Origin of the sequence: Cohnella sp. WQ 127256 (assembly GCF_024519285.1) — a bacterium.
Taxonomy (GTDB): Bacteria; Bacillota; Bacilli; order Paenibacillales; family Paenibacillaceae; genus Cohnella.
The window spans coordinates 1-1,009 of record NZ_JAMZCY010000026.1 but is presented as its reverse complement, the minus strand read 5'-3'; the positions used below and the strand labels follow the sequence as shown (position 1 = coordinate 1,009).

Here is a 1,009-nt window from a genome sequence, read left to right as displayed (position 1 = left end):
AACACGTGATTAACAACGATTGGAAGCCTCTTTACGAACTTGTTCCATTTCACGCCCTCAAAGATAAATAGTTCTTCGTGCTCGACGTCGAAGCTGCCTAAACATTTCTGATCAGGGATCCAAATGATAAATCCGGTACCGCCATAACCTTCGACTTCTTTTGTAAAGTCCAGAAAAACTCTACCTTGCCATTGTATCGGTTTCACGTCAAAAATCGTTTCGAATTCGATGTATTCAGTGGGGCATGACTCAGTAAGATCAATTCTTCGATTTTCAGTTCCGAGCCATTTAATGATTTCCATCGGCATTCCCATCTTTTTAAGCTCTGCTGCACGCTTATCTGCTTCATGCCAGATGGGCGGTTCTAGCTTCTTAATATACTCAAGCATTTCCGTATTCTTATTCCGCTTCGCCTCTAGGAATGCACGGTCTCCGTACTTGTCTCTTATTGTTACATCTGCTCCTTGCTCTACCAAATATTTTACGACTTCAAAATGATTACTAGATGCGGCCATTTGAACTGGTGTCGTGCAATACGGGAAAACCTGATCCGCGCCATTGAAATTAACATCTGCTCCATATTCGACGAACAGGCGAACCATTTCAAGTTCTCCTTTCCAAGCAGCGGAACGAAGTGCTTTCCCACCCGAATAAGACTTCATCTCAAATCCCAGCTCAAGCAAGGCACGGACACCTTCATCATTATTAAATGCAAGAGCCCTGTCGACGGCAGCAGATTTCACATGAGTCATAGCGTTAATATCCGCGCCGAGCGCGATTAATTTTTAAAATAACGCCTTATTGCCGTAACGAGCCGCTGCCGTGATTATAGGATAGTTTTTATCGTTTAAATTATCAAAACTGTATCTATCTAGAATGTCGGAAGCCAAATCCATGAGGTTATTCTCTAGAACATCGTCCAGCACCAAAAACGACAGCATAGAGCCAGCGGGGGCTGTAGGCACAAATCTCGTGTAATCATTTTCCTTCAAAATATATTCCCCCATTT

Annotated in this window: 1 protein-coding gene and 1 pseudogene; both read right to left on the bottom strand. The window is 43.0% G+C overall.

The genetic code is table 11. The features are described 5' to 3' along the window. Nucleotides 1–752: ankyrin repeat domain-containing protein (locus M1K58_RS29365; RefSeq protein ID WP_256762495.1), on the bottom strand; the 752-nt coding region annotated here is incomplete at its 3' end. Nucleotides 753–785: 33 nt separating this feature from the next. Further along, nucleotides 786–1,009, bottom strand: a pseudogene (locus tag M1K58_RS29360) (ankyrin repeat domain-containing protein); the annotation flags it as partial.